This window comes from Thalassomonas sp. RHCl1, assembly GCF_947387555.1.
In the GTDB taxonomy this organism is placed as follows: domain Bacteria; phylum Pseudomonadota; class Gammaproteobacteria; order Enterobacterales; family Alteromonadaceae; genus Thalassomonas.
Genome location: NZ_CANDNZ010000022.1, coordinates 42,168 through 63,534, shown reverse-complemented (window position 1 = coordinate 63,534; position 21,367 = coordinate 42,168). Strand labels below are relative to the sequence as shown.

The 21,367-nt window shown below is 47.9% G+C and carries 16 protein-coding genes and 1 riboswitch; of the genes, 7 read left to right on the top strand and 9 right to left on the bottom strand.

Features of this window, described 5'->3' with window-relative positions:
- Positions 1-48 precede the first annotated feature (48 nt).
- From QL234_RS30250 to QL234_RS30240, 3 genes are all read right to left on the bottom strand, one after another.
- On the bottom strand, positions 49-777 hold the full coding sequence (locus QL234_RS30250; RefSeq protein ID WP_281561450.1) for a metallophosphoesterase: 729 nt from the start codon (positions 775-777) through the stop codon (positions 49-51).
- Between the two features lie 400 nt (positions 778-1,177).
- On the bottom strand, positions 1,178-2,278 hold the full coding sequence (locus QL234_RS30245) for a metallophosphoesterase (RefSeq protein ID WP_281561449.1): 1,101 nt from the start codon (positions 2,276-2,278) through the stop codon (positions 1,178-1,180).
- Between the two features lie 114 nt (positions 2,279-2,392).
- A complete protein-coding gene (locus QL234_RS30240) occupies positions 2,393-5,449 on the bottom strand; it encodes a TonB-dependent receptor (RefSeq protein WP_281561448.1) in 3,057 nt (1,018 codons plus the stop codon).
- A gap of 415 nt (positions 5,450-5,864) precedes the next feature.
- On the opposite strand from QL234_RS30240, the gene QL234_RS30235 reads away from it, so the two are divergent.
- The 6 genes from QL234_RS30235 to QL234_RS30210 all read left to right on the top strand — a co-directional run bounded on the left by QL234_RS30235 (position 5,865) and on the right by QL234_RS30210 (position 15,879).
- Positions 5,865-8,000 carry a winged helix-turn-helix domain-containing protein gene (locus QL234_RS30235; RefSeq protein ID WP_281561447.1) on the top strand — a complete coding sequence of 712 codons (2,136 nt, stop codon included), beginning with the start codon at positions 5,865-5,867 and terminating at the stop codon, positions 7,998-8,000.
- Between the two features lie 118 nt (positions 8,001-8,118).
- Complete coding sequence (locus tag QL234_RS30230) at positions 8,119-9,480, top strand: TolC family protein (protein WP_281561446.1); 1,362 nt, start codon at positions 8,119-8,121, stop codon at positions 9,478-9,480.
- 4 nt (positions 9,481-9,484) lie between these two features.
- Positions 9,485-10,741: an efflux RND transporter periplasmic adaptor subunit gene (locus tag QL234_RS30225; RefSeq protein ID WP_281561445.1), complete on the top strand. Its 1,257-nt coding sequence runs from the start codon at positions 9,485-9,487 to the stop codon at positions 10,739-10,741.
- On the top strand, positions 10,741-13,920 hold the full coding sequence (locus QL234_RS30220) for an efflux RND transporter permease subunit (RefSeq protein ID WP_281561444.1): 3,180 nt from the start codon (positions 10,741-10,743) through the stop codon (positions 13,918-13,920). The genes QL234_RS30225 and QL234_RS30220 overlap by 1 nt, the downstream gene beginning before the upstream one ends.
- Positions 13,895-14,572: a response regulator transcription factor gene (locus tag QL234_RS30215; protein WP_281561443.1), complete on the top strand. Its 678-nt coding sequence runs from the start codon at positions 13,895-13,897 to the stop codon at positions 14,570-14,572. The genes QL234_RS30220 and QL234_RS30215 overlap by 26 nt, the downstream gene beginning before the upstream one ends.
- 17 nt (positions 14,573-14,589) lie before the next feature.
- Positions 14,590-15,879 (top strand): HAMP domain-containing sensor histidine kinase, encoded by a 1,290-nt coding sequence (locus QL234_RS30210; RefSeq protein ID WP_281561442.1) that lies wholly within the window; start codon positions 14,590-14,592, stop codon positions 15,877-15,879.
- 104 nt (positions 15,880-15,983) lie between these two features.
- Here QL234_RS30210 and QL234_RS30205 read toward each other — a convergent pair whose 3' ends face one another.
- From QL234_RS30205 to nirK, 6 genes are all read right to left on the bottom strand, one after another.
- Positions 15,984-16,781 (bottom strand): trypsin-like serine protease, encoded by a 798-nt coding sequence (locus QL234_RS30205; RefSeq protein ID WP_281561441.1) that lies wholly within the window; start codon positions 16,779-16,781, stop codon positions 15,984-15,986.
- A gap of 181 nt (positions 16,782-16,962) precedes the next feature.
- A complete protein-coding gene (locus QL234_RS30200; protein WP_281561440.1) occupies positions 16,963-17,292 on the bottom strand; it encodes a hypothetical protein in 330 nt (109 codons plus the stop codon).
- 265 nt (positions 17,293-17,557) lie between these two features.
- Positions 17,558-17,640: riboswitch (cyclic di-GMP riboswitch) on the bottom strand.
- Positions 17,641-17,921: 281 nt separating this feature from the next.
- Positions 17,922-18,086, bottom strand: a complete 165-nt coding sequence (locus QL234_RS30195) for a CCGSCS motif protein (RefSeq protein ID WP_281561439.1) — start codon at positions 18,084-18,086, stop codon at positions 17,922-17,924.
- 44 nt (positions 18,087-18,130) lie between these two features.
- Positions 18,131-18,856 (bottom strand): SCO family protein, encoded by a 726-nt coding sequence (locus tag QL234_RS30190; RefSeq protein ID WP_281561438.1) that lies wholly within the window; start codon positions 18,854-18,856, stop codon positions 18,131-18,133.
- 11 nt (positions 18,857-18,867) lie between these two features.
- Positions 18,868-19,413, bottom strand: coding sequence for a hypothetical protein (locus QL234_RS30185; RefSeq protein ID WP_281561437.1), 546 nt, complete (start codon positions 19,411-19,413; stop codon positions 18,868-18,870).
- 37 nt (positions 19,414-19,450) lie between these two features.
- Positions 19,451-20,617, bottom strand: coding sequence for a copper-containing nitrite reductase (nirK, locus tag QL234_RS30180; protein WP_281561436.1), 1,167 nt, complete (start codon positions 20,615-20,617; stop codon positions 19,451-19,453).
- Positions 20,618-20,919: 302 nt separating this feature from the next.
- On the opposite strand from nirK, the gene QL234_RS30175 reads away from it, so the two are divergent.
- Positions 20,920-21,366, top strand: coding sequence for a cytochrome c (locus QL234_RS30175; RefSeq protein ID WP_281561435.1), 447 nt, complete (start codon positions 20,920-20,922; stop codon positions 21,364-21,366).
- The last annotated feature ends 1 nt before the right edge of the window (position 21,367 follow it).

The window sequence follows — 21,367 nt, the reverse complement described above, 5'->3', positions numbered from 1 at the left end:
AATCGCCGGTTTTATGAACACCCGAGAGCCCTCCGGCTAAGGTACAAGTTATAATGCAAACAGCTGCTGTAAGCTCAAAATAGTAAACCGGCCTGAACGCTGGCGGGTATCGATATAAATTCGGTTAGCTTTTTTAATAACCGCCTGGCAGGCATTATGACCATGCACCGTCAGAGCAATATTTTTACTTGCTTTAGGTCTGTCATTTTGAAATTGCCTTCTATCCCATAAAAGTGCTGTCAAATTGGCGAGCAGGTAATTATTATTTTTAAGTTTTTGCCAGTCATCCGGCACCGCCGCATGAGTCACACCAAGCTTTTGTTTAGCAACCCCGGTTTCTACCGATAAGGCCAGCGAACAATGCTGCTCAATCAGGGTTTTAAATGCCCGGATTTCATCCGCAGTACACTGGCCGAGCCAATCACCGCCATTAAGGCAATGCCGGTACCAGAAATGAATCGCCTCGCTATCATAGCAGTGTTCCGCCCCCTTGATATGCACCTCACAGGCCTGAAGGAACATATGCTCATGGTTGCCCAGCACAGAAAAAAACCAGGGCTGTTCCAGCAGCTGCAGGCATAAGGCTGAATCCCGGCCGCGGTCGATAAGATCCCCCATGGCGATCAAACGATCATGCTCACTGAAGTTAAGCTGTTTTAATTGTTCGAGCAGCAAGTCATAACAGCCGTGAATATCACCGACAAAGTAATCCGTCCCTTGCTTATTAAAGGGTAACTCCCGGTAGGGGACAGCCAGATTTACTTCAGACATCATCATGCTTCCACACCATCACTTGTCAGCCAAAGATAAACAACCAGGGCTTATAAGCCGAACCGGGGTGACACAGTCCGGCTTATGCTGATAGACATAGTAAATTATGGCAGGAGGATTGACACCTTTAAATGTTCATTGCCAGCTTACCGGCATTATTCTATACCGCCGGTATCCATATCTGAAATATCCAGCGGACCAAGCCTGTTGCTATCATAGTTTCGCTGCCACATTTGCAGAAAATTTTCTTGATAACCTTTCTTTACATTACATTGTTAAGCCCTTTATTTTATTTGATTTTTGCCATTGAAAGCATAGAAGAAAATAAAGGTTCTGCCTTCAGGCAGGCTTATCCCCCGCTTTTCGGATAAGAAATTAAGCGGGTATTTTCAGGTACTCAAATAACTTACAAAGCTATCTTTTCACCGGCTAAAGTCCCGCGCCATTTTTGCTTGCCGTCAATCAGTAAAATCTCACCATAGCGGCCCTTTTTAATGCTGGAGTCTATGGCAATCACCCGGCCCTGATAACGGGTTTCAACCTGTTTTTGAGAAGTATGACCGACCACCAGGTGCTTGATGGCAAAATGTTTTAACAACAAATCAATTTCTTCACTGCTGGCACCATTATCCTCGCCCTTAAAATATCCCCGATACCAGATAGGGCCTTTGCCGCCATGTAATTCCTTACCCCAGCCCTGGCGTGGTTGCGGCAGTTCGCTTTTCACCAGGTTTTGTTTAAATACCCGGTTGATATCCTCCAGGCTTCTGGCTGCTTTCGCCAGCTCGGGATGGAAACCGCCGTGGGCAAATAACATATCGTTGACTTTAACCAGCACAGATTTACTGCGTAACCAGCTGCCCAGGACAGTATCTTGTGCAAATAACTGTTCAAACGGGGTATCGAATAGTTTGGCCGTCTCCACATATTTAGGATGCAGGTAGCGCAAATCACCGTTTAACACCATCACCTCATGATTGCCTAACAATAAGTGCACCTTGCCGCCGGCACGCTCTGCCTGATTTTCCAGATGATATAAAAACCATAATAACTCGGTGACCTTGTCGCCGCGGTCGAAAACATCACCTGTGATAACAAAATGCCCGTTACCAAAAGCCCAGTCGCCATTACCATCAATGATCTTGTTATTGGTTAATAACTTGATCACCAAATCATACTGACCGTGGAAGTCACTGAGAGCGGCCACTTTAAAATCTCCCCGGTAGCTGACGGCATCACCGGGCACCGCTAAACTTTCGACCACAGCTGCCGTGCTGCGATCACAGTAATGAAACTGATGGGGTAATTGCTCCAGCCCGACATGACTGGAGCGCAGCTTACTTTGGCAAAACCATTGCGCTTGTAACTTATCCCCCTCGATGGAGATATATGGACCATCATCAACCAAAGGCAATGCTTCCCCGGCATCAGCCTGGGTGGTAAAAGCGAACGCTAAACTGCTAAAGCAAAACTTAACGGCTAATTTCGGCATAAATGAAAACATCATTGTTTATATCCGGTTGTAAAAAATAAAGCCCACTTGTCAGCGAGCACAAAGGCGGCGATATATCAGCCCTACAGGTGCAACATATCGCCGTGATAAAAGAGCAGGCTTACCGGGTTAGAATTTAACTTCACTACCCAGGTAAAGGAAACGACCGACACCGCCGCCATAGCTGCTGCCGAAGTTACCGACACCGGTTTCCCCGACGCTTCCACCACGGGCGACAAACGGTCCCTTGTTATCAAAGACATTGTTTACGCCGGCAAACAGGCGAACCTCACTGTCCTGCCACTGTGTGGTATAAGAAGCAGAGAAGTTATGTTTGATATAAGAGCCGTAATACAGGTAATCCGGTGTTTCCGGATCAAGGACACAATTGTCCAGTCCGGCAGCACAGTTTGCGTCATTTGCCGCAAACATCGCCTGGTGCTCCTGAACCCGCTCATGGCTGTCGACGATAGCACTTTTATACTTAGTGCTCCAGCTGATGCGCCAGTTATCATTGCTCCAGCTCACAGAAGCAGAAGCACTGTCGTCAAAAATACCCGATTCTAGTTCACCTTTGTAATTCAGGGTTTCTTCACCATCGTTACCCAGATAGGTTTTGGTATATTCGATCACATGGGTCATATCGGCTTTAAATTTCAGGACGCCTAGCTCCTCAAGATCATATTGATACGCCAGGGCGATATCATAGCCGCGGGTGGACAATTCGCCGACGTTATATAAGCGCTGCATCACCTCAACAATTTGTCCGTCGCTGTCGCGGGTAATTTGATTGCAGAACTCGTTTGACTCGCCCCATTCCCTTGAAGAGTTATAACACTGGTTGATAATTTCATTGTTATCGATTTCTTCAATCGCACCGTCTACGGTAATGTCATAATAATCAACTGCCAGCTGCAGGTTGTCGATAAAACCAGGCGCCATGGAGATACCAAAGGTATAGGTATCGCCGGTTTCTTCTTTTAACTGATCATTACCGGCATTGGGGGAATAACCGCTGTTCTCATCGGCCAAAGCAAAATTCGGATCTTCGCTGATCAGGGCGGCAATGCTGACCTCTTTACGGCAGTTATCGTGACCGGCACCGGTAGAATTGGCGGTAACCCCCTCACAAATATCCACGTAATCGTCATAGTCGCCACGCGCCGGGGACAAGACTTCGGTAATATTCGGGGCCCGTTGTGCGCGGGCGTAGTTGGCTCTGAGCATATAACCTTCTACCGGCTCCCAGGTCAGCCCCAGTTTATAACTCGACATCAGGTCGATATTTTCATGGCTATAATCCGCCAAGCGCAGGGAAGTTTCCGCCGTTAACGACTTGGCCAGCGGCGCATCCGTCAGCAGCGGGAAAGCCGCCTCGACAAACACTTCTTTAACGTCAATTTCCCCCGAGAATGCCGGCACGATATTAAAGGTAATACCGCCATATTGCTGATCATAGCTGGTACCGATACTTTGCTTGTCTTTACGGTATTCGGCACCGATCACCACAGGCACGGGACCGGCCGGCAGGGTAAATAAATCACCGGCGATATAACCGATAAAACTCAGCTGCTCGATTTCTTTGCTGATGGTGGGATTAGCCCGGATCCAGTCCGCCGCATCTTCTGTGATCGAGCCTTCGCCAAACAGGTTCACCGGCACACAACCCGCCGCCCTGGCATCAACATCGGCGCATTGTATCGTGGTGCCGTCTTCGGCGTATTCGGCATCTAATGCCTGCTTCAGGTTTAATACATTAATTTCATTTAAGCGTTTTTGCTCTTGCTGGAAATTGCCATAGCCCACGGATACATCCCAATCCCAGTCACCGTCAAATAGAGTCCCCTGCAACCCGGCCCAGGTACGGATGGTTTCACGCTCGTTGTCTGTGGTGACATTACCCACTTCATACATGCGGCGATCCCATTTGATATCCGAGTCAGTCGCAGCCAGGATTTCTTCCGGGATATATGGGTTGGTTAACGGTATTTTGCTGCTTTTCACCCGGGAGGTTTCCCCGGTAACCGGATCTATCACCAGCACCAAGGAACCTTCATATTCATCTTCCGGGGCTTTAACGTTGACCGACTGGTTATTGCTGTACTGGATTTGAAAAAAGCCGGTGATGTCGTCGGTTAACTCATAATTCACCTTAAAAGCGGTGGAAAAGGTATCTTCCGGTGTCCTGAGTTTATCCCATTGGCGATAATTGACTCCGTCACGCTCTTCATTCCAGTCACTTTGCAGGCCGTCGCTATTATACCAAAAACCGCCTATGCCACCGCTGCCTTCAACAAAAACACCGCCGGGCAAACCGTCGGAGCGGGCGCGCCAGTCATCCTTGGTGATATCCCGTACGCACTGATCTCCGTCTACAGTACCATTGGTGTTACACATCAGATCTTCGTCATAATCAAAGTCGGTTTCTATCGCCGCCCTGTCCCTTTCATTCCAGGCAATTTCCCCCTGCTTGTCATAGGTAGTACTGAAATAGAAATAACCCCGGCCCTCATTAAAGTCAGTGCCGTAGTTTAAATCCAGGGTTAACTCTTCACCGCCGCCTTCCGGGGTTTCGCCGCTACGTACCTTAAACTCCAGCCCTTCCTTATTTTGCTGGGTGATAATATTGACCACACCGGCAATGGCATCAGAGCCATACGTTGCCGAAGCACCGCCGGTGATCACTTCCACCTTTTCCAGCATGCCCGCCGGTATGGTACTTAAACTGACATAGTTACCGTTGTAGGAATTGGACACCACACGCCGGCCGTCAATCAGGGTTAAGGTGCGATCTGAGCCTAAGTTACGCAGGTTGACGGTAGAGATCCCGGTACCTGTGATACTCGACTGGGTATTGGTGTTGCTTAAACTTTCCGACAATGCGGGAATTTCTTCCACTAAAATAGTCGAAAGCGAGCCGATACCGGCATCTTCAATCGCTTCCCTGCTGATGGTGACCAAAGGGGTGGCGACGCTGAAACTGTCGCGGCGCAAGCGGGAGCCGGTGATGGTAATTTTTTCGACTTTCTCATCCTCGAGCTTATTTTCAACTATCGGTTGTTGATTTATTGCTGTGCGACTTACTTCCTGTTCGGCCTTTTGTCCGGCATCGGCAAAAGCCAACACCGGCGAACTCATCAAAGAGCTGCCCGCCAGGATAGCCAAAGTGATCAAATTTTTATTCATGTTATCTCCCTAAAATCATATTGCTATTCCCCGCAAGCATTACAGCCAATATTTGCCTGAGTGGCTGCCTGGAACAAAGGGGCTTGCTTTATTTTGTTTGCTAAAGTTTTGTTTTAATTTTTACCCTTAGTGTTACCTTTTATGAAATAGGGGTGATAACTACAATCTATGGCAAGTCTATTCTATATCTATTTAATCTCTTTTTTGTCTTTTTACATAAATAACAATAAGTTGAAATAAGCACAATAAAGTTTCATTAACACCGGTCAATGAAATAAAACCAACTTTTAAACAAATATCCCGCCTGAAAAGCCCGGATTCTGATGATAGAAAGATTAACAAAACCGGCAATAAGCTTTAATATGCAACCATCAAGGATATTACCGTTTGCACTCATTAAGGCTCAAAAATACATATGAAGGTCAATCAAGCTTTTTCTCTTGGCTGTTGCCATGTACTACCGCTTGAGTCTGCCATAAAAATTGCCGAACAAGAGAAGCAATCGCTGCAACCTAAATTTATTGAAGTCTTATATTATCTCGCCCGGGAATATCCCAGGGTCATCCCCCGGGAAGAGTTGATCAACCAGGTTTGGGACGGCAACGAATATGTCGGCGAAAAAGGCCTGACCAATGCTATCTGGCATTTAAGACAAAAGCTTAATGCCGCGATTGAAGACGGCGAAGTGATCGAAACCATACGTAAGGTCGGCTACAGGTTATTAATTCAACCCCGGTGGAATAAACCAACACCTGAGATAACAGAAACACCTGTTTCTCCGGCAGCAGATATAGCTGTTAACCAGCCGAAAAACACAAAACTCCCCCTGACAGCGATACTTTGCTTGCTGCCTCTACTGCTGGTGTTAACAGGGAATTATTTTTTCAATCAAGCCAAATCCCTGCCCCAGACAAAAATCACCCAGATCACTAAAGAGCCGGGCACAGAATTATTTCCTGCCCCTTCACCCGATGGCCGTTATGTCGCCTATCAATGGCGCACGCAAACCGGCGCCAGCAACCTTTACCTGAAAGATTTACAGCACCCCAAAATTGCCGCAAAGCAACTCACCTTCGACAGTGCCAGTGAAGGACATTCTGTGTGGAGCCATGCCGGCAACTCCTTATATTTTGCCCGCTATAACAGCAAACTCAATAGCTGCGACATAGTCGAACTAAATGTTGCCTTAAACCAGGAAACCAACCTGACAACTTGCCCGGCGACCGGCGGCTACTATTACATAGATATCTCCCCCGACGATAAAACCCTGGCTTTTCGCGGCTCTGAGCCGGGAGAAGAATATAGCGGCATCTATTTTTTCGACCTGGAAAACCGCGGGCAAAAACCGAGACGTTTTTCCTGCCTGAAAAATTGCGGTTATAAAGACAGGGATTTTGCTTTTTCCCCCGACGGTCAGAGTTTAGCCGTCACCCGGCGCGTTAACCGTTTTAATGAAAATCTTTATCTCATCGATTTAGCCACTAAGGCTGAAAAACCTTTAACCACGGGAGAAGAAGATATTGTCGGCATCAGCTGGCATCCGCAAGGCCAATATCTGGTTTATGCCACCCAAAGGGCAGATATCCGCAGGGGCTTTATTCTCGATGTAAACAGCCTAACCAAGCAGGACATCGGCATCGAAGGATTTAGTTATCCGGCATTTGCCAAAAGCAGCGGCGCACTTTTTTATCATCAGCGCAAAGAAAATTATCAACTGGCCAGTTTTGCCTTAAACACGGATGTCGCCACCAGTCCGTTTCCCCTGCTGCAGTCGGAATTCAGCTACCTGTATCCCGACTACTCAAGCCAGGCCGGGCAGATTGTTTATGTCTCCAATGAATCCGGTTTTTATGAGCTATGGCTTGCCGATACCCATGGCCAAAACCGCCAGCAATTAACCCAGTTTAAACGCACCATACGTTACCCTGCCTGGTCGCATCAGGGGGATAAAATTGCCTTTTTAGCACCAACGCCGGATGAGCAAAAAGAAAGCCTCTATATACTGGATGTCGCTACCCATAAAATCACCGCCATCAAAGCGCCTTTTACCACTTATAACCGCCCCGGCTGGAGCCCGGATGGCAGCGCCATTATTTCATCCGTGCCCCATGACGGCGGCAAAGATCTTTTCCGGTTTGCCATCGACAACAGCAGTTACCGGCAACTCACTTATGACGATGCCAGGTATGGCGTCATGATCTCCGAAAACGAACTCTTATATACCAGCCTAAGCAAAGGCTTATGGTATATAGACTTCAACGACAACTCCAATGCACAAATAAAAATCCCGGGGAATATTTTTAGCGGCCTCTATAGCTGGCATTATTTTCAGGGCAGCATTTATTTCAAGAAAAGTTTGACCCAGGCCCAGCAATTGATGCGCTATGACTTTGCCAGGGAGGAGCTAAACACGCTTATTCGCTTACCGAGAAAAACCTTTCAAGGAGGCGGCTCCCTAACCATGCTGCCGTCGGAAAATAAGCTGTTGTTCAGTTCCAGCCGCTCGCCACAGGCCGATATAAAACAACTGGCACACCCGCTGTTTAACTGATCTGAAACAGGAGCTAAGCCGCCAGTTTCAGCCCATCGAAAAAGAAAAAAGTTTCTTAACCCTGATTTAACGCCCCTGAGCGTAAACTTTAGCCTTACTTTGATACGTGAGGTTATTCATGAAGCAGCCAACATACTTTATCAGCATCATAAGCCTTTGTTTATTAAGCGCATGCTCAACATTTGACGATCTTGCTTTTGATGATAAAGCAAGTAGTCAACTACAAGCCCTGGCAAAGACAAATGTTGAACAGGCTAACCAGACTGCCGCTATCCCGCTGACTGACTTGTTGGCAATAGCGGAAGTAGATAACTTAATTACCACGGCATTGGCCAATAATCCGGGATTACAGCAAACCTGGTTAACCCTGAAAACAGCAGAGCAGCAGTTCAATGTCAGCTCAGCAGCACAGTGGCCGGATATTTCAGCCCAGCTCAATGCCACCAAGGCCGAAGCAAATACGGCAAATTACAACCCCGGCCTTAACGTGGCATGGACGCTGGATATCTGGCAACAACTTGCCAATGCCACCAGTGCCCGGGAGGCCGAGCTGGCCGCCTCCGGCTATGCCTACCAGGGGGCGCGGGATTTACTGGCGGCAAATGTGATGCAATCCTATCTTGCCCTGGTGCAGTATGCACAACTTATCGATATCGAAAAACGTAAGGTATCCACCTTAAAAACCAACGAAAGCGTGATTGTCGACCGTTACCGTAAAGGTTTGATTGACTTAAAAGATCTCGATACTGCCAAGTCGTCGACCCAAAGCAGCCAGGCCACGCTGGTGGACTACCAGGAACAATATCAGCAAGCATTAAGAAACCTGACTTTACTTACCGGGGTAACAGGGACCGGCGTGACCAAGAACCGGCTGATATACCGCAATGAATTTCCTGAAGTTATTATGCCGCTGGATAAAATACCGTCGCAAAACCTGGCCAGACGCCCGGACTTACAACAGGCCTACCAGGGCATTATTGGCGAGCAATATCAGCATAAAGTGGCCTATAAAGCCCTGCTGCCGAGCTTATCCCTGTCAGCTTCACTGAGCAGCAATAACAGCAACCTGCATGACGCCTTATTTGGCAGTAATGCCTGGCAGCTGCTTGGCCAGTTAACCGCCCCGGTGTTTAATGCCGGTAAACTTAAAAGCGAAGTCGAAATCGCCCGGCTAAGTGCAGAAAAAAGCTATTGGGCCTTTCAGGACACCTTGCTGTCTGCGGTCAATGAAGTGGATAACGCCATTGCCCAGGAGCAGGCCATCAGCAAACGCCTGACCTTAACAGAATCGGCCCTGCAAAGTGCCAAACGCAGCGAAGTTACCTATACCGAGCGCTATCGCCAGGGCACGGTATCTTTGCTCGACCTGCTGCAGGTTCAACAACAAACTTTTTCATTACAAGCACAAGTCACCCAGCTCACCTATCAGAAATTAAATAACCGTATCACTTTAGGTTTAGCACTGGGCTTAGGAGTATAACGACATGCCAATATTAACCAGAAAGTCTCTAATCACCTTAGGTGGTTTCGCCAGTATTTTTATTGCCGTTGCCATTAACGGCGTATTATCGGCAAACCAGCAACTCACTCCGCCGCCTAAAGTTGCCCCTCAATATCCCGTGGTCTCGGTAACTCAGGTGGCCGCCATCAGCCACCAGGCATCCATTACTGCATATGGTGAAGTAAAGTCGAGAAACCAGCTGACCTTAACTTCCCAGGTCAGCGGTCAAATCACCTATTTATCGCCCAAGTTCCTGACCGGCAAAACCTTCGGCAAAGGAGAGCTGCTGGCAAAAATTGAACCTATCCTTTACCAGCAGGCTTTGGCAGACGCCCGGGCAGATTTAGCCGATGCCACCCTTGCCCTGGCACAGGAAGAATTAAACAGCACCCAGGCAGCACAGGAATGGCAACAATCGGGACTAGCCAATGAACAGGCCTCGGACTTAGTGTTGCGCAAACCGCAATTGGCCGCCGCCAAGGCAAAGTACGCCATGGCCAGCAAGGCTGTCGCTAAAGCGGAATATGATTTGGCGCAAACCCAAATTACCGCGCCGTTTGATGCCCTGGTGGTCGCTAAAGCAATACAAGTCGGCAGCAATGTCCAGGCGGGAAGCAGCCTAGGTGAATTATATGATATCGCCTTATTTGAAGTTAGCCTGCCTCTGTCCCTGCAGCAGTGGCAGTTATTGCCAACAGCCGGTGGCAGTGAAAAGCTGGCAAACATTCAAATACAACTGAAAGACGAAGGCTCTGAAAAACAATGGACTGCTCAGTTTGACCGTTTCGAACAGCACATCGACAGCCAAAGCCGTCAACGGGCTTTAATTGCCAGTATCAAAAACCCGATCAAACAGCAATCCCCGCTATTCCCCGGCACCTTTGTAAAAGCCACCCTGAGCGGCAGCGCCGTTGACGGCTTATGGCAACTGCCGGCATCGGCATTAATCGACAGCAATACCATGTGGCAGGTCAATGAAAACGGCGTATTAGACTTTCTGTCGGTTAAGGTCATTTTTGCCCAGGGTAAAAATATCTATGTGCAGCCGCTGGACAATAAAGCCAGCGCACAAATCGTCAACCGGCCGCTGTCGAGTTATCTGCAGAATATGAAAGTTGATGCGCAAGTCGAAAGCAATGTCGAAACAAGAGCCGAAGCAAGAACCGAAGCAACAGCCAAAACAAAAGCCGAAGCCAGAGCCGAGGTAGAAGCGAAAACAAGCACCGGGGAGACAAGCTAATGACCGGAGTGAATAAACCTCAAGGCATTATCGCCTGGTTTGCCGAAAACTCGGTGGCGGCAAACCTGCTGATGCTGTCCATCATCTTCCTCGGCATCATGTCTTTTAACCAGTTAAGAAAAGAAGCTTTTCCCCCCTGGCCGACGGACTCGATCACGGTTTCCATGACCTATGACAGCGGCGACGCCAAACTGTCGGAAGAAGGCATCGCCATCAAAATTGAGGAAGCCCTGGCCAACGTACAGGGCATTAAACGCATTTCATCAACCTCAAATGCCAGCGGCAGCAGGGTAACGGTGGAAGCCTTATCCGAATACGATCTCGATATCTTGCTGCGGGATGTTAAAGCCAAGGTAGATGCTATTTATAACTTTCCCGCGGAGGCGGAAAAGCCGGTGATCGATAAACAAAGCCGTTTACAGCACGCCTATTCGGTAAAAATTTTTGGTGACAGCGACCGCAGCGCCCTGCAAGCCATCGCCGAACGGCTGAAAGTGGATCTGCTGGCACAAGCGGCGATTTCCAATGTCGAGATCAAAGGCAAGGCCGAGCCCATGATGTCGATTGAGCTCGACGAGCAGAAACTCCAGGCCTACCAGCTGTCCTTTTCCGATATCGCCAATATCGTCAACAACGAGTCCTCCACCGCAATTTCTACCAGTTTGCGCAATGAAAACAAGGTAGTGCGCCTTAAGGTCGCCGAGCAGGCCTACCGGCAAAAAGAGTTTGCCAATATCCCCCTGGTAACCCTGGCGGACGGCAGCCAGATCAAATTAGGCGATGTTGCAAAAATAGAGGACGACTTTGCCGATGATGTTTTCGTGGTCGGCCGCTATAACGGCAAACCCGGCATAGGGGTAGAGATCAAGGTTGATGAACACGGCGACGTGCTGAAAATCGTTGAGCAGGCAAAAACCGTGGTGGCCAAATGGCAAGAAAGCGCCTTGTTGCCGCAAAACATGACCATGGAAACCTGGGATGACGGCGGCACCTTAATCCGCGATCGCCTGGCGTTGCTGATCAAAAATGCCTTGTCCGGTATTGCCCTGGTATTCCTGGTACTGGCACTGTTTTTAAACCTGCGGGTCGCCTTCTGGGTAACTGCCGGTTTACCCTTTATTTTTTGCGGTACCCTGTTTTTCATGACCGACAGTTTTACCGGCATGACCATCAATGAAATGACCACTTTTGGCTTTATCCTGGCACTGGGCATAGTGGTAGACGATGCCGTAGTGGTCGGCGAAAGTATCTATGCCACCCGGAAAAGCCGGGGAGACAGCCTCAACAGCACCATAGCCGGCACCAAAAAGGTTGCCGTGCCGACTATCTTCGGGGTATTAACCACAGTAGCCACCTTTATCGCCCTGGCCAATGTTGAAGGGGGCATGGGGCATGTTTACTCGCAATTTGCCGTTATCGTCACCATTTGCCTGTTGCTGTCCATGGTGGAATCTAAGCTGATCTTGCCGTCGCATTTAGCCCATTTAAATACCCGCAGAGAAGTAAAATCCGGGCTTGCCAACCTCTGGCCCCGACTCCAGGCCAAAGCCGATCGGGGGCTGCAATGGTTTAACGATCGCCTGTACAAGCCCACCATAGAAAAAGCCATCAGCTACCGCTACGGGGTGATGTTTGTGTTTATCGCGGTATTTATTCTCGTGATCGGCATGCCGCAAAACGGCGGCGTGCGGGTCGCCTTTTTCCCGGATATTCCCGGCAGTGTGATCCAGGCAAGCATGAGCATGCAAAACGATGCCAGCTTCGGACAAACCAGTAAAAACCTCACCTTTATCGAGCAGGCGGCGATAAGCGCCGACGAACAGCTGGCGGCAGAATATCACTGGCAAGGCAGCGCTATCGATACCATAGAGGTAATAGGGGAAAGCGATCTCGCCGGCTCTGTCGTGGTGGAATTAACCGACAGTGCCCCTTATGGCTTAAACGAATTTGCCCGGGTATGGAAAGCCATTGCCAAGAAACCGGAAGGGGTGCGTAAACTGGATATCCGCTCGGGTTTCGGTGGCCGTGACAATTTCAAGGTGGAATTAAAAGCCTGGAATACCGACACCATCCGCGAGGCGGGACAGGAGATCAAAGCTGCCATCAGCGAAATTGCCGGGGTCAGCGGTATCGATGATAATTTCGATTCCGGCCAGGCACAGCTGAGATTTACCCTGACCGAGCAGGGATTGTCACTGGGACTCACCACCCAGGGATTATCGCGCCAGGTATTACAGGCATTTGGCGGCGAAATAGTCCAGCGCTACCAAAGGGGAAAAGACGAGGTTAAGGTCAGGATCCGTTATCCGGAAAGTGAAAGGCAAACCGTAAACGATGTCATGAAAGCCAATATCCGGCTTGATAACGGCCAGGTGGTACCGCTGGCGGTGGTGGCAAACATCACTTCCGAGTATCAGCAAAATGAAATGACCCGTATTTCCGGCCTGCCGGCGGTGTATGTCAGCGCCCGTGTCGACAAAGACATCATTTCCTCAAACGAGCTGGTAAGCGAGCTGAAAAAATCTTTGATACCGGCGTTGGAAAACCGCTATCCTGATCTGGCGATTCATTTTGCCGGTGAAGCAGAGCAGCAGCAGGAAACCGCCAGCTCTATGACCCGTTTATTTATCATGGCCATGGCGGCCATTTATATCCTGCTGGCCATTCCGCTGCGCTCTTATGTCCAGCCCCTGATCATTATGACCGCCATTCCTTTTGGTTTAGTGGGCGCCATTCTCGGACATTGGCTCAATGATATGGTGTTAAGCATTTTATCTTTTAATGGTATTGTCGCCTTAAGCGGAGTAGTGGTAAACGACAGCCTGCTGTTAGTCTCGCGTTTCAATGATTTAAAAACGACAAAAGACAAACTCACCGATGCCATAGTCCAGGCCTGTACCGGCCGTTTACGGGCAGTGCTGCTGACTTCCATTACCACCTATGCCGGACTGATGCCGTTATTAAGCGAAACCTCGGCCCAGGCCCAGTTTATTATTCCGGCGGCGGCATCGCTGGGGTATGGCATTTTATTTGCCACCCTGATCACCTTGATCTTAGTGCCGTCATTACTCATGATGCATCAGGATGCAATCGCTTTACTGGATAAACTAAAGCAAAAGTTAACAGGCAAACATTCACAAGAGAAGCACTTAGATGAGCATCAACATACTGTTGGTTGAAGACGATATCGATCTTGCCGCAACGATCGTCGACTATTTTGAAGTGGAGTCCATTAGCTGTGATCATGCAGCTAATGGCGTACATGGCCTGGCGTTGGTAGAAGCCCATGATTACCAGGTGATCTTGCTCGATATCAACCTGCCGGAAATGGACGGTTTTACCCTGTGCCAGAAGATCCGCGAGAGCAGCAATGATACCCCGATCTTAATGCTCACCGCCCGCGATACCTTAGTGGATAAGGTGACAGGATTTGATGCCGGTACCGACGACTACCTGGTCAAACCCTTTGAAATTGAAGAGTTGCTGATACGGGTGCTGGCCCTGTCAAAACGCCGCAGCGGCCAGGTCAGCAAACTCAGCTTTGGCAAACTGGTATTGCAGTTAAGAGAAAGGTTGGCTTTTTTTGACGGCCGGGAGCTAAAGCTCACCCCCATCACCTTTAAGCTGCTGGAAAAACTGATGCGGGAATCAGATAAGCCGGTATCCCGCGCTGTGCTGATGCATGCCGTTTGGGGGGAAGACCAGCCGGACAGCAACAGCTTAAAAGTACATATTCATCATCTGCGCAAACAGCTGGAAAAAGTGCAGGCCAATTTGTTGATAGATACCGAACCCGGCTACGGGTTTTCTTTAAGGGAAAAAACGCCGTGATAATCTGGGATTAAAATATGAGTATCCGTACCTACATTTTTGCTTTATTAACCAGCCTGGTACTGCTGATCGCCGTAGTGCTTTCCGTGCAAAGCGGCAGGCTGTTTATTAACTCCTTTGCCATTGTCATAGAAAGCCTGATGTTTGATATTGGCCAGCAATACCCGGACGAGGGAAAAACCGAGCAAAGAATCTTGAAATACCATGTCACCACCCAGTGGGATAAAGTACCAGAACAGGTACGGGAACACTTTCCAGCCATTCCCGAAGAAAAGAACAAACTGCATACCAGGTTTATCGACTGGATTTATATTCAGCCGCCAAAAAAAGTTTATTCCCTGATAGCGGTTGAGCGTGGTGAGCAAACCGTTTTTGTTTCCCACTTTAATGAAGATGTACACGCAAAACATCAAAATAAGCTGCCCAAAGACCGCTTTTTAATCGACCCTATGATCCTCATTATTCTGCTCGGTTTAGCAGTACTGGCCATTTTCATCCTGGTATTACTCTATATTTTTAAGAAGATAGCCGTACCGGTTGAATCTCTGCAGCAATGGGGGAAAAATCTGAAAATAAGCGAATTAACCAAACCCTGCCCCGACTTCACCTTCAAAGAACTTAATGGCCTGGCCAAACTGATGCATGAGAACCTGGCCTCGGTTGCCGCCTCAGTTGAACGGGAGCAGGCATTTTTAAGTTACGCCAGCCACGAACTGCGTACCCCGATTGCCGTGATCAGAAGCAATGCCGCCTTGCTGGAAAAAATCAGCCCGGGGCCAACGGCAAAAGAACGCCAGATCCGCGACCGGATACAACGGGCCAGCTTAACCATGAAATCCATGACCGAAACCCTGTTATGGTTAAGCCGGGATGGGGAAACTGAAATGACGGTTGAAACCACCGGCCTGGGACAATTAGTAAAAAATACCCGGGAAGAGCTGAGCTACCTGCTGGCCGGAAAGGCAGTAACGGTCGCCGTTGAAGTGGATGACAGCCAGATTGCCTTGGCGATCACCCCCAGTGTGATTGTGCTCAGCAACTTGATCCGCAACGCCTTTCAGCACACCCAGCAAGGACATGTCGAGATCCGCCAGCATGGCCACGAGGTAACCATTACCAATATCACCGCCAAACAGATAAAACCAAATGCAAAACAAGACGAATTAGGCTTTGGCCTGGGTATGAAATTAGTGGAAAAGCTCACCGGACAGTTTGGCTGGCCATATCAGCTAAGCCAGGTGGCCAACGGTTACCGGGCCAGCATCAGCTTTCACCACAGTAACCAAAAGCAATCACCTGACCTGTGAACTGGCATTGCCTGTGGCCAAAGGGGCGCTAAAGCGGCTCTCGCACCATAGCAATTAAGCCTAATACGGCCTGAAAGCCATTCCCTTAAGCCAGATAAAACGTGTTAGCCAGTAGTTATGGTATGCCTGATCCATTTGATATAACTGGAAATCCTGACCTGATAAGAACGATTGCCGTACAGGCCGTTTTTAAAGGCAGCCAGATCTCCTTGCCAATAATCCCAACTCACCAAACCGGCTAAATAAGGCGTATCGTTTTGATAGATAACAGATGCGCCGCCGCTGTCGCCGTTGCCTTCAATGCCTTCCAGTGCAAGCCCATGGGGCGGGCGATCAAATTTCAGCGATAGCCAGTTAGTTTCCAATGTTTCGATCTTGTTTTCAAACCTGTTTAAGATCTTAAGAGCTTTAGTCCCTTTAACCTCTCCGGTTAGCCCGTCTCCGGTAGAGCCCTTGCCATAAACACTCACGGTTTTGCCCAGTTCATCCGCCCCACTATAGAGTTTTATCGGGGTAATGCCATCAACACCCGATGCCAGCTTCACCAGCGCAATATCATGATTACTTTTGAAAAAGTCCATCAAAGGCTTGGCATCCCCTTGGGTGAGAGATTTATCCGGCTTTTTATAGCCCGGATGGATAATAACCTTTTCTACCTGATAACTTCTATCTCCGATATCAATACTCTTGCCCCGATAATCATAAAAAATCACATGGGCAACCGTCACTATCCAGTTCGGTGCAATCAATACTCCGTGCCCGTCATGCGGCATATCAATCAAATATTCCGGCGGATTAACCACCTGGTAGGCTTTAGCGGGAATATCATGACGCTTGATTACCGCGCCACAGTATTGTGAAAAAAATAACAGTATCAGGGGGAAAACCAATTTAAGCTTCATCTGTAGCATCCGTCTTTTTGAGATTAATAGTCCGGCATAAAGTTAGCGTAGCTATGCTTTTGCGATGACAGCGACGCCAATATTTCCAGTTAACCTCTATAAGATGCCTAAAGCTCCGACAAGGTTTAAAGCCCTGACTATTTTATATAAATCCGGATTAAGCCCGATTTAACCGTTATTTTCAGCTTCCCGATCTTGCTCTGTCTGTCACATCCTTATCGGCACTGTTTATTGACCGGTCCGCATAGATAGCAATCACCTGGGGATAACGCAATAACACTTGTTTTTGCTGCTCGGTCAGTTTGGCGCCTATGGCATTAATAATCGGAAGGGTATGGGTGATCTCACCGCCGGCATCTAAGGTGAGTTCGGTGATGGTATCCGTGTTGGTCCCTTTCACTATATAACCAAGGCTGGAGGGCGCCTGATTAAAAAGCCCCAACACAGAGAAACACGCCAGGGTGAACGCCAGCACAAAAGCAATTTTTACGGTTTGTTTATTTTTAAACATCTTTTTCTCCTTAACTTAAACGACAAGTTAAATGCGAATACTCAGATGTTCGATAACGCCCCTGCGGCCTGAAAAAAGACAAAATAGTTTGCACAGGCAATACTTTGCTCTGCTTTGTTTGTAGGCACAATAAAAACACCTTAGAAAAAATAGCTAAGACAGGCCCTGCTCTGGATTTAGAGACAGAGATAAAGACAGGTTTAACACTATAACTATACATATGCATGCCCTAATAAATCATAATTTAGGAACATACCGAAACAAAGGTTGCAACCACGCTACCCTAGGTTTCCCCTTAGGCCGTAGGCTTTGCGTCCTTACCTTTCGATAAGTTTGCCAGACCTGAATATAACAACTGTTCATTTATCATACAATGCTTAATTGGGGGACGGTCGTTCGAAAAGAGTAAAACTACAAAGCCCCGCCATTATCAAGAATTTGACTTTATTGGACTTTCTTCAGGGTTTTTAACAGGGAATTAAATTGTTTTATTTTATGGTGCCGTTATCCCGCGGGAAATAACAAAAGGTGAAAGGGTTCAGCAAAGGAAGGGATAACCATTACCCGATAACTTTTATCAAGGTAATGGTTCATTTTTGCTATAAATATCACATTTAAAACAACCGGATTTACTGTCCTCCACAACTGCCGCAGCAGACACCATTTTCACCGTGCACTTTTCTCGGCTCTTCGGCTTCCAGGTTTTCTTCAACGGTATTTTCGGCTTGATTTGACACTACCGCCATATCGTCACTGGCCTGTTCTTTCTTGGACTTTTTAAAGATATTAAACATAATATTTTCCTCTGGATAATGAATAAGAAATTTTAAATTTTGGCTTAAATAAGCTGGTTATCGAGCAAGTAGCCTTTTATCGACTGCGCCAGCTTTTCTGCCGAGGTGGTGGTATCAAAAACCCCCCGCACCCGGCCCTGTAAATCAATTAAATAAATATAGGTACTGTGAGAAAATAACGAAGAAGTATCATGGTGTTTTCCTTCCCCGCCGTGGTATTTGCCATGTGCAGAACCATGGCCGGCACTATGATCGCTGCCTTTACCGTGATGGCCATGGTGTACGTCATCTTTTGGGATTTGTTTTTTCCGGTATCGGGTACTCACCTGAAGATCTGAGGTTTTGCTATAGCGAATGTTATACAGCTTTACCGCTTTATCGATTGCACTTTTATCTCCGGTCAGGCCGATAAAGCCGTCATTGAAGTAAGCTAGATACTTCTGCAGATGGGCGATGGTATCGTAGTCGGGATCAACAGAGACAAATAAAACCTGGGTTTTATCGGCAGCCTCTCCCAACTTTTTTATCGTATTATTTAGAAAACCTAAGGTGACCGGACAAACATCCGAGCAATTGGTATAACCAAAAGACAACAAAACCATTTTATCGTTAAAGTCACTCAATGAAGCCGGTTTATCTAAGGTACTGTCCAGGGTAAAGTCACCGCCAACACCATGAAAAACGGGTAAGTTATTTTCCCCGACACCGGCAGCATAACTGGTACTGCACATGAGCAAGAAAATAGAAAAAATCTTTGTTAGATACTGCATTTAAATATCCTTTAACATTGAATTTGCATACCGGAATTAATATTAGGCGGCAGGTAACGCTCGATGATTTCCACCACAACCGGCGCCTCACTGTCCCTGATATCGATTAGCCAGTTTTCCTGCAAACGAAAAATATCCACAGGTAAGCCCTGATGCTGCTCCTGAACCACATATTCAAACATCAGGCGCATGCTGTTATCATCAAGTTGTTCCAGTTGGATATTTTTCACCTGGTGTAAACTCTTCGCCAGGGTCGTTTTCCGCCGCGCATACCATAATTCCAGTTCGCTCAATTGAGAGAAATCAAAATGAATTGAGGTCAGGCTTTTCGCCTGTCGGCTAAACATCTGCTTGAGCTCAACCGGCTTTGCATCAAGGTTATCAAGCGCATTAGCCCATTTAACGGGTAACTGTTTCACTTTATGCCGCAAAACTTTTTTATCCGCTAAATTTTCGCTTTGATGTTCACTGTTCACTTGCGCCATTGCTTGCAGCGCAGAACCTTGAGCAATTAAGGCAAACAACACTATCGAACTAATAAGCGGTAAACTCTTCATCTATCAAATCCCCCAAATCATTCCTTTCCGGTGAATACTAAATGGCGCTTGGCGCACTCACCTGGGTCATCAACATATCATCCCACTCGCCGTCAACTTTGACATGGGCCGCAGCACCAAGAGCAATGGCTTCGATAAGGTTATGGTTAACATAGGCGTAGATCCCCGGTTGCTCGAAGGTATACACGGCAGCGGCGGCGCTGCCCCCGGCAACGAACCAGGTTTCCAGGCCGGTTAACGGTGCATCGGCAAAAGAGCCCCTTTCCCAGACAAAATCACCATGGCCGCCAATCAGATGCGGACGGGTATCCCGGTTTGCCTGGGAGTGAACAAACAGCACAGTTTCACCGGTTTTTGCGGTAAGGGCACTTTTCCCGGTCAGGGCACCTTTGGCGCCATTGAAAACCACATGGCTGGGCAGCAAACCTTTCATTAATTCGGTGGTTTCGACAAACCCCGCCATTGGCGAGCTGTATTTTTTATAGTTGCCGTTTTTATCTTTCGGCAGATAAAAATCCTGCTCACCGATGTAATAGGCCTTGTCATATTTTACCGGGTTACCCTGAGCGTCTTTCAAACCTTCCCTTGGCAGTACCATAATGGCGCCGTTCATACCGGAGACCACATGCCAGGGGATCATGGCATCACCCGGCGCACAGTGATAAACAAAAACCCCGGACTTAGTAGCGCGAAAACGTAAGGTAACTTTTTCACCCGGGTTTACCAGGGTTAAGCCCGCACCGCCCAAGGCACCGGTAGCACTGTGCAGGTCAATGTTATGCGCCATACTGTTTCTTTTCGGGTTAGACAAGGTCAGTTCAACGTAATCGAATTGGTGACAAACAATCATAGGCGCCGGTACCGAGCCGTTAAAGGTCATGGCCCAGGTCTTTACCCCGGGTTCCACTTCAATCAATTTTTCTTCAACTTCCAGGGGCATTTTCACCACTTTAGGTTTTCCTTTAGCCACCTGATCATGTTCGGGCACTAAAGGAGGAGCCACTAACTTCTGCTCTACCACTTCAAGCGCTTCTGCCTTTAATGCCAGCAGGCTTTGCTCTCTCTTGGTCAATACTGCGTTGCTTTTACCCGGACTGCCGGGGCTACCGGCGAGTACCTTACCCGCTGCGGTGGCCCCGGCAATGGCTGCTGCTCCCTGAAAAACACGGCGTCTATCGATGTTAAATTTATTATTTGTACTCATAACAACTGCTCTCTTTCATACAATGTTGAATCACTAACGACGTGGATATAGCAGAAGCTGTGCCAACACTAAAAAACCTTAATTAACAACAACTAATAAAGAAAGGAGCAAGAAAGAAGATAAATAAATTCAAAAAGACACTACCAGGTAATGGCAAAAAGACTGGATATGCTGTCAATCAGACAGCTTCAATCTTTCCCTATTAATCAACAAAACATAAAGAACTTAAATATCAACACCTTACCATTTGGCATACTCTTTGATATTCATGACTTGTACATAAATATCAAAAGGAGTCATCAATGGCTGAAAAATTCACAAAAAGTATGGCGAGGAACATATATTACGGCGGGAGCTTCTTCTTCCTGCTGCTTTTATTTGGTTTAACCGTCGATACCGTCAGGCAGCTGCCGAAACGGGACCACAGAGAAAACATTACCGCCGAAGTCGCTCACGGCAAAGAAATCTGGGAAAACAATAATTGTATCGGCTGCCACAGCCTGATGGGTGAAGGGGCCTATTATGCGCCGGAACTGGCCAATGTTTTTGATCGCCGCGGCGCCGGCAATGAAGATGCCTTCAGGGGGTATTTACGCGGCTGGATCAACGCCCAGCCGCTGGATGTGCCCCACAGACGCAAGATGCCGCAATTTAACTTATCCGACGAAGAAATAGATGCCCTGTCTGAATTTCTGATCTGGACATCAAGAATTGAAGACAACAACTGGCCACCCAACATAGAAGGTTAAG